Annotated in this window: 6 protein-coding genes; 3 read left to right on the top strand and 3 right to left on the bottom strand. The window is 74.1% G+C overall.

The genetic code is table 11. The features are described 5' to 3' along the window. The first annotated feature begins 125 nt into the window (after nt 1–125). Nucleotides 126–1,460: an MFS transporter gene (locus F6X68_RS27445; RefSeq protein WP_151456978.1), complete on the top strand. Its 1,335-nt coding sequence runs from the start codon at nt 126–128 to the stop codon at nt 1,458–1,460. Between the two features lie 45 nt (nt 1,461–1,505). On the opposite strand, the gene F6X68_RS27440 is transcribed toward F6X68_RS27445, so the two are convergent. The 3 genes from F6X68_RS27440 to rsgA all read right to left on the bottom strand — a co-directional run bounded on the left by F6X68_RS27440 (nt 1,506) and on the right by rsgA (nt 6,590). Beyond that, nucleotides 1,506–1,988 (bottom strand): Rieske (2Fe-2S) protein, encoded by a 483-nt coding sequence (locus F6X68_RS27440; RefSeq protein ID WP_151456977.1) that lies wholly within the window; start codon nt 1,986–1,988, stop codon nt 1,506–1,508. A gap of 271 nt (nt 1,989–2,259) precedes the next feature. Beyond that, nucleotides 2,260–5,202 carry an excinuclease ABC subunit UvrA gene (gene uvrA, locus F6X68_RS27435; protein WP_151456976.1) on the bottom strand — a complete coding sequence of 981 codons (2,943 nt, stop codon included), beginning with the start codon at nt 5,200–5,202 and terminating at the stop codon, nt 2,260–2,262. 335 nt (nt 5,203–5,537) lie between these two features. Beyond that, entirely contained in the window at nt 5,538–6,590 is a 1,053-nt protein-coding gene (rsgA, locus tag F6X68_RS27430; protein WP_151456975.1) for a ribosome small subunit-dependent GTPase A, read from the bottom strand. A 169-nt stretch (nt 6,591–6,759) separates the two neighbouring features. On the opposite strand from rsgA, the gene F6X68_RS27425 reads away from it, so the two are divergent. Continuing rightward, nucleotides 6,760–7,476, top strand: coding sequence for a maleylpyruvate isomerase family mycothiol-dependent enzyme (locus F6X68_RS27425; protein ID WP_151456974.1), 717 nt, complete (start codon nt 6,760–6,762; stop codon nt 7,474–7,476). Nucleotides 7,477–7,484: 8 nt separating this feature from the next. Continuing rightward, nucleotides 7,485–8,138 carry an MBL fold metallo-hydrolase gene (locus tag F6X68_RS27420; RefSeq protein WP_151456973.1) on the top strand — a complete coding sequence of 218 codons (654 nt, stop codon included), beginning with the start codon at nt 7,485–7,487 and terminating at the stop codon, nt 8,136–8,138. The last annotated feature ends 36 nt before the right edge of the window (nt 8,139–8,174 follow it).

Here is an 8,174-nt window from a genome sequence, read left to right as displayed (position 1 = left end):
CCGGTCGTGCCGGCCGTCCCAGGCCGGGGGCGAGCCCCCGACGGCGGTGAAATTGCGGTGCCGCCGGAAACGCTCCCCGCTAACATCCGCCCCTGGCGGAGGCGACGCGAGGGGAGCACGGGGACATGGGCGCGAACCCCGCGGGGCGCAGCCGAGGGGGTGCCGTCCTCGTGGCGGCGCTCACCGTCGACTCGGTCGGCAACGGGCTCTTCCTGCCCCTGTCGCTGGTGTACTTCCTGCGGCTCACCGACGTGCCCCTGGCGCTGCTCGGGGTGCTGCTCAGCGCGGCGACCGTGCTCACCCTGCCGGTGCCGCTGTGGGCGGGATCGCTGGCGGACCGGTTCGGGGCGCTGCCCGTGGTCGTCGCCTCCCAGTTGCTCCAGGCCGCCGGCTATCTGGCGTACGCCTGGGTGGGCGGGCCCGTCGGCGTCTTCGTGGCGGCGGCGCTGGTCGCCGTCGGCGTGCGGTTCTTCTGGTCCGCCGTCTTCACGGCGGTCGCCGACTACGCCGACGGCAGCCCGGGCGGCTGGGCCCGGGACACCTGGTACGCGATCAGCAACGGCGCCCGTACCGCCGGCCTGGCGGTGGGGGGCCTGACCACGGGCGTGGTGGTGGCCGACGGGCGGGCCGGCACCTACCGCGCGGTGGCCTACGCGGCGGCGGCCTGCTTCGCCCTCGCCGCGGTGCTCATCGCCGTCCGGGTGCGGATCCCACCGGCCACCGACCGCCCGGCGGGATCCGGGCGGGGCGGGTACGCCACGCTGCTGCGGGACCGTCCGTTCCTCGCCCTCATCGGCCTGAACACCGTCTTCGCGCTGAGCACCATGATGCTCGGCCTGGCCCTGCCCACGATGATGCTCACGGACCTGCGGGGCCCCGCCTGGCTGACCTCCGCCGTCCTGGCCGGCAACGCGTTCCTCGTCGCCGTGCTGTCGGCGCCCGTCGGCGCCCGCCTGCCGCAGCACCGCCGCACCCGTGCGGTCGCGCTGGCCGCCGCCCTCTGGACGCTCTGGGGCCTCGCCATGGCGACCCTCGGCCCGGGGCGCCTCGGCGTGGTGGCCGCGCTGCTGGTCGCGGCGACGCTGCTGTTCACCGTCGCGGAACTGGTGCACGCGCCGGCGTCCGCCGCGCTGGCCGCGGCCGCCGCCCCGATCGCCGCCCGGGGCCGCTACCTGGCGGCCTTCCAGTACTCCTTCGCCCTCGCCTCGATGGTCGCGCCGGCCCTCTTCGGCACCCTGTACGAGGTCGACACCGCCGCGCCCTGGCTGGTGCTGGCGCTGCTCAACGCCGTCGGCGTCGCCGGCATCCTGCTGCTGGAGCGGAGCCTGCCGCCGGCCGCCCTGCGCGAGCCGCCGCCGACGGGCGAGCGGCCGCCGACGGGCGATCGGTCGGCAGCGGTCGATCGGCGGGCAGCGGGCGAGCGGACGTCGGTGGTCGACGCGGGCGCCGCCGCGGACTGAGCGGGGCCGGCGGCCCGGTTCGGGTCGCCGGCCGCACCCGACGGCTCAGGCCAGCGAGATCTGGTCGCCGGTGACCTTGACGTTCTTCGGCGGCAGCGGCTTGGTGGCCGGGCCGCCCTTCACCGAGCCGTCCTCGATCGAGAACTTGCTGAAGTGGCAGGTGCAGTTGATGGTGCCGCCGTCGACGTTCGTCACCGGGCAGCCCTGGTGGGTGCAGATCGAGTCGAACCCCTTGAACTCGCCCTCGCGCGGCTGGGTGATCACCACGCCCTGGGCGGGATAGACCGTGCCGCCGCCGACCGGGATGTCGGCCGTACGGGCCAGCGACTGCGCGCCCTGGCGGTCGCCGCCGCCGGCGTCACCGGTGCTGGGCACCGCCGGGCCGCCGCTGGTCGGGGCCGCCCCGTCGCCGGAGTCGTCGCTGCCGCAGGCGGCCAGCACCACCGCCGCGCCGACCGCGCCCGCGCCCGTGAGGAGGGCGCGCCGCGTCCGCGTCGCCGGCCCGGTCAGCCCCTGATCGTCACTCATGCCTCGCCCTTCTCTCGGCTGCCGCCGCCTGGTCATGATCCGCGGCCACACTCGGGTACACGGATCACTCTGCCCGACGGTTCACCTGATCGGCGACCGAGGGGCCACCCGGGGTGGGCCGTGGGCCCGCCCCGGATGGCCCCGTCGGCGATCCGCCCCCTGCCGGCGGCCGGACGGCGTGACCGGGCGACTGCCCGGCTGGTGTCGATCGCGCCGTCCCCTGGTCGTCGCCCTGGTCGACCCGCACCCACACGACCTGGGGAGCGTGCCGTCAGCGCGCCTCGGCCCGCGCCTTGCGGGGGCGGGTGGCCTTGGTGCCGTTGGCCTTGGCCGCCCGGGAGGTGGCCGCCGCCGCGCCCTTCGCGTCGCCGTCGAGCTTGAGCACCTGGCGCAGGAAGTGGCCGGTGTGGCTGCCGGGCACCTCGGCGACCTCCTCGGGGGTGCCGGTGGCGAGCACCGTGCCGCCCCGGTGACCGCCCTCGGGGCCCATGTCGATCAGCCAGTCGGCCGTCTTGATCACGTCGAGGTTGTGCTCGATGGTGATCACCGTGTTGCCCTTGTCGACCAGCCCCTCGAGCACCATCAGCAGCTTGCGGATGTCCTCGAAGTGCAGGCCGGTGGTGGGCTCGTCGAGGACGTAGACCGTCCGCCCGGTCGAGCGCTTCTGCAACTCGGAGGCGAGCTTGACCCGCTGCGCCTCACCGCCGGAGAGCGTGGGCGCGGGCTGGCCGAGCCGGACGTAGCCGAGGCCGACGTCGACAAGCGTCTTGAGGTGCCGATGGATGGCCGGGATGGCGGAGAAGAACTCGGCCGCCTCCTCGATCGGCATCTCCAGCACGTCGGAGACGGTCTTGCCCTTGTAGTGCACCTCCAGGGTCTCCCGGTTGTAGCGGGCGCCCTTGCAGACCTCGCACGGGACGTACACGTCGGGCAGGAAGTTCATCTCGATCTTGATCGTGCCGTCGCCGGAGCACGCCTCGCAGCGGCCGCCCTTGACGTTGAACGAGAACCGGCCGGGGCCGTAGCCCCGGACCTTGGCCTCGGTGGTCTCGGCGAAGAGCTTGCGGACGTGGTCCCAGACCCCGGTGTAGGTGGCCGGGTTGGAGCGCGGGGTGCGGCCGATCGGCGACTGGTCGACGCCGACCACCTTGTCGACGTGCTCCAGCCCCGAGACCCGGGTGTGCCGGCCGGGCACCAGTCGGGCCCCGTTGATCTGGTTGGCCAGCACCGCGTAGAGGATGTCGTTGACCAGCGTCGACTTGCCGGAGCCGCTGACCCCGGTGACGGCGATGAGCTGGCCCAGCGGGAACGACACGGTCAGGTTGCGCAGGTTGTGCTCGCGCGCGCCGTGCACCACCAGCTCCCGGTCCGGGGTCTGCGCGCGGCGCCCCTGCGGCGTCGGGATCGAGCGGCGGCCCGACAGGTAGGCCCCGGTCACCGACTCCGGGTTCTCCAGCAGCGCCGGCACGGAGCCGCTGTGCACGATCTTGCCGCCGTGCTCGCCCGCGCCCGGGCCGATGTCGACGATCCAGTCGGCGGTGCGGATCGTGTCCTCGTCGTGCTCGACGACGATCAGCGTGTTGCCCAGACCGCGCAGCCGGACCAGGGTCTCGATCAGCCGGTGGTTGTCGCGCTGGTGCAGCCCGATCGACGGCTCGTCGAGGACGTAGAGCACCCCGACCAGGCCGGAGCCGATCTGGGTGGCCAGCCGGATGCGCTGCGCCTCGCCGCCGGAGAGGGTGCCGGCCGGGCGGTCCAGGGAGAGGTAGTCGAGGCCGACGTCGAGCAGGAACTTCAGCCGGGCGTTGATCTCCTTGAGCACCCGCTCGGCGATCATCTTCTGCCGGTCGGTCAGCTCGATGCCGGCGAGCAGGTCGGCGGCCTCGCCGACGGAGAGGTTGCAGACCTCGGCGATGCTCCTGTCGGCCAGGGTGACCGCGAGCACCTCGGGCTTGAGCCGGGCGCCCCCGCAGGCCGCGCAGGGCACGTCGCGCATGTAGCCCTCGTACTTCTCCCGCGACCACTCCGACTCGGTGTCGGTGTGCCGGCGCTCGATCCACTGCACCACGCCCTCGAAGCCGGTGTAGTAGGAGCGCTCGCGGCCGAACTTGTTGCGGTAGCGCACGTGCACCTGGTCGTCGGAGCCGTGCAGGATCGTCTTCTGCGCCCGCGACGGCAGGGCCCGCCAGGGCGTGTCGACGTCGAAGTGCTCGGCCGCGCCGAGGGCCTCCAGCAGGCGCAGGAAGTATTCCAGGTTGTGCCCGGTCGACCAGGGCTGGATCGCGCCCTCGCGCAGGGTGCGCTCCGGGTCGGGGACGAGCAGCTCGGGGTCGACCTCCTTCTTGGTGCCGAGGCCGGTGCACTCGGGGCACGCGCCGTAGGGCGCGTTGAAGGAGAAGACCCGGGGCTCCAGGTCCTCGATCGCGAGCGGGTGGTCGTTGGGGCAGGCCAGGTGCTCGGAGTAGCGCCGCTCGCGGTCCGGATCGTCCTCGGGCAGGTCGACGAAGTCGAGCAGGACGAGGCCGTTGGACAGGCCCAGGGCGGCCTCGACCGAGTCGGTCAGCCGCTGCTTGGCGCTCGGCTTGACGGTGAGGCGGTCGATCACCACCTCGATGGTGTGCTTCTCCTGCTTCTTCAGCTTCGGCGGCTCGGTCAGCGGGTGCACCACGCCGTCGACGCGGGCCCGCGCGTAGCCCTTGGCCTGGAGCTCGGCGAAGAGGTCGACGTACTCGCCCTTGCGGCCGCGCACCACGGGCGAGAGCACCATGAACTTGGTGCCCTCGGTCATCGCGAGGACCCGGTCGACGATCTGCTGCGGCGTCTGCCGGGAGATCCGCTCGCCGCAGACCGGGCAGTGCGGCTCGCCGATGCGGGCGAACAGCAGCCGGAGGTAGTCGTAGACCTCGGTGATGGTGCCCACCGTCGAGCGCGGGTTGCGCGAGGTGGACTTCTGGTCGATGGAGACCGCCGGGCTCAGGCCCTCGATGAAGTCGACGTCCGGCTTGTCCATCTGGCCGAGGAACTGCCGCGCGTACGACGACAGCGACTCGACGTAGCGGCGCTGCCCCTCGGCGAAGATCGTGTCGAAGGCCAGGCTCGACTTGCCCGACCCGGAGAGCCCCGTGAACACGATCAGGGCGTCCCGGGGCAGGTCGAGACTGACGTCACGCAGGTTGTGCTCGCGCGCGCCACGGATGATCAGTCGGTCGGCCACTGTCCGTGTACTCCCGGGTGAAGAAGATGAGGAGAAATTGTCCGCTCCAAGGCTGGTCTGAGCGGTTGTCTGAGTGGTTGTGGGCGCGCAGAAAGGCGCCTCGGCAACTCTAGCCCCGAGGTACGACAACTTCCCTCGTCGGCACATTCCCCCAGCTCAGCCCGGTCCGCCGCGCCCGAGGAAGCCGGTCCGCCGCGCCCGATGAAGCCGGTCCGCCGCGCCCGAGGAAGCGGGTCGCCGCGCCCGAGGAAGCCGATCCGCAGCGGGCGAAGAAGCCGGCCCTGAAGAAACGGGCGGGACCGGTCGTCGACCGGTCCCGCCCGTGCGTACCTGCGTCAGGGGCGGGCCGCCCGCCGCCGGCCCGCGCGCCAGCCGCCGCGCCGCTGCGCGGCCAGCCGGACCTCCCGCCGCCGGCTCTCGAAGGCCAGCTCCCGCTGGAGCTTGCGCCAGCTCTCCCAGCGCCGCGCCGGCAGCTCGCCGGTCTCCAGCGCCTCGCGCACCGCGCAGGCGGGCTCCCCGTCGTGCCCGCAGTCGGCGTACCGGCAGCCGGTGGCCAGCTCTGCGATGTCCGCGAACGCCCGGTCCAGCCCCGCCGAGCCGTCGAGCAGGCCGACCGCCCGTACCCCCGGGGTGTCCAGCACGGCGCCACCGCCGGGCACCGGGAGCAGCGCCCGCCAGGTGGTGGTGTGCCGGCCCTTGCCGTCGACGCGCCGGATCGCCTGCGTCGGCATCAGCGCCGCCCCGGCCAGCGCGTTGACCAGGCTCGACTTGCCCGCGCCGGACGGGCCGAGCAGGCCGAGCGTGCGGCCGGGCGCCACCTCGGCGCGCAGCGGGTCGAGCCCGGTGCCGTGCTCGGCGCTGACGGCCAGCACCGGCACCCCGGGGGCGATCCCGGTGAGCTGACGCGCGACGGCCTCCGGGTCGGCCGCCAGGTCGGCCTTGGTGAGCACGACCAGCGGCCGGGCGCCGGACTCGTGCGCCAGGGAGAGCAGCCGTTCGATCCGGCCGACGTCCGGCTCGGGGTGCACGGGCTCCACCACGGCGGCGGCGTCAAGGTTGGCGGCCAGCACCTGGCCGCTGGCGTCCTTGCCGGCGGTCCGTCGGACGAGGGCGGTGCGCCTCGGCAGCACCGCCTCCACGGTGACGTTGCGGTCGGGCCAGGTGCCCAGCAGCACCCAGTCCCCCGCGCAGGGCAGGCGGGTCAGGTCGCGGGCGGCGGCGGCCAGGACCGCCCCGCCCAGGGTGGCGCGGACCGGGCCGTCCGCGCAGAGCACGGTGCAGACGCCGCGGTCCACCCGGGCCACCCGGCCCGGTCGGTGCCCGCCGCGTCGCGGTACGTGTGCCGCCCGCTCGGCATCCCAGCCGAGGGCGGTCAGGTCGATGGTCATGGCATCCTCATCGGTGTCGGAGCGGTTGACGCACGCGTGCTGCTGCCGGCATGGTCATCACCTCCCCGCCGTCCGGTGCCGCGTTCCACGCCGACGGTAGGACGCGCCGCGACGCGCCGAAAGCGATTTCCCCGGCGACGCGAAGTCCCCCGGCGGATAGGGTCGGTGGGTGACCACGGATCCGCTTCTGCTGACGGGCGAGGTGGACGCGGCCACGGACCGTCTGCTGCGGACCGCGGCCGCCCTCGACGACACCGGCCTCGCCGCCGCCTCGCTGCTGCCGGCGTGGAGCCGGGGGCACGTCCTGGCCCACCTGGCCCGCAACGCCGACGGCTTCGTCAACCTGCTCGTCGCGGCCCGCACCGGCGAGCCGATCCCGATGTACGCCTCCGCGGCGGCCCGGGACGCCGACATCGAGGCCGGGGCGGCCCGCCCGCCCGCCGCCCACCTGGACGACCTGCGCCGATCGGCCGTCCGGTTCGCCGAGGCGGTCGCCGCGATGCCGGTCGAGGCGTGGGCGGCCACCGTCCAGACGCGGCGCGGCCCCTGGCCGGCGGCCATGCTGGTCTGGGGCCGGCTGCGCGAGATCGAGGTGCACCACGTGGACCTCGACACCGGCTACCGGCCGGCCGACTGGCCCGAGGCGTTCGGCCACCGGCTGCTGCACGAGGTGGTCGCCGACCTCGCCGGCCGCGCCGACGTGCCGCCGATGGTGCTGCGCTTCGACGGCAGCCGGCACGAACTGGTCGTCGGCGACCGGGCCGCCGCGCCCACGGTCACCGGTGCCGCCCCCGAACTCGCCGCCTGGCTGATCGGCCGCAGCCCGGGCACCGTGCTGACCGTCACCCCCGACGGCCCCCTGCCGCAACCACCGGAATGGATATAGACGACCTCATGACCTACAGCGGAGACGTCACGCCCGGCGGCGCGCCGGCCGTACGCGAGCTCGACCGGCTCACCATCACGAAGGTGTCGGTGGGCCCGATGGACAACAACGCCTACCTGCTGCGCTGCCGGGCCACCGGCGAGCAGGTGCTGATCGACGCCGCCAACGAGGCGCCCCGGCTGCTCGAACTGGTCGGCGACGCGGGGCTGGCCACGGTGGTCACCACCCACCAGCACATGGACCACTGGGTGGCGCTGGAGGAGGTGGTCGCCAAGACTGGCGCCCGCCCCCTGGTGCACGCCGACGACGCCGCCGGGCTGCCGATCGAGGCCGGGACGCTCGCCGACGGCGACAGCGTGCCCGTGGGCGAGTGTGCGCTGGAGGTCATCCACGTCAAGGGGCACACCCCCGGCTCGATCGCGCTGCTCTACCGCGACCCGGCGGGGTCGCCGCACCTGTTCACCGGCGACAGCCTCTTCCCGGGTGGAGTCGGCAACACCGACAAGGATCCGGAGCGGTTCTCCGCGCTCATCGACGACGTCGAGCACAAGCTCTTCAATCGGCTGCCCGACGAGACCTGGTTCTATCCGGGCCACGGCAAGGACAGCACGCTCGGCGCGGAACGCCCCGCGCTGCCCCAGTGGCGCGCCCGGGGCTGGTGAACCTCAGCGGGGCCGGGCGCGATCCGCGCCCGGCCC

It is taken from the genome of Micromonospora sp. AMSO12t (genome assembly GCF_008806585.1).
Lineage (GTDB): Bacteria > Actinomycetota > Actinomycetes > Mycobacteriales > Micromonosporaceae > Micromonospora > Micromonospora reichwaldensis.
This window is presented reverse-complemented; position numbering and strand designations above follow the sequence as displayed.

Bases quoted from the DNA above. Each gene is read 5' to 3' on its own strand.
- F6X68_RS27445 (WP_151456978.1), top strand. From the start codon at position 126: ATGGGCGCGAACCCCGCGGGGCGCAGCCGAGGGGGTGCCGTCCTCGTG.
- F6X68_RS27440 (WP_151456977.1), bottom strand. From the start codon at position 1,988: ATGAGTGACGATCAGGGGCTGACCGGGCCGGCGACGCGGACGCGGCGC.
- rsgA (WP_151456975.1), bottom strand. From the start codon at position 6,590: ATGACCATCGACCTGACCGCCCTCGGCTGGGATGCCGAGCGGGCGGCA.
- F6X68_RS27420 (WP_151456973.1), top strand. From the start codon at position 7,485: ATGACCTACAGCGGAGACGTCACGCCCGGCGGCGCGCCGGCCGTACGC.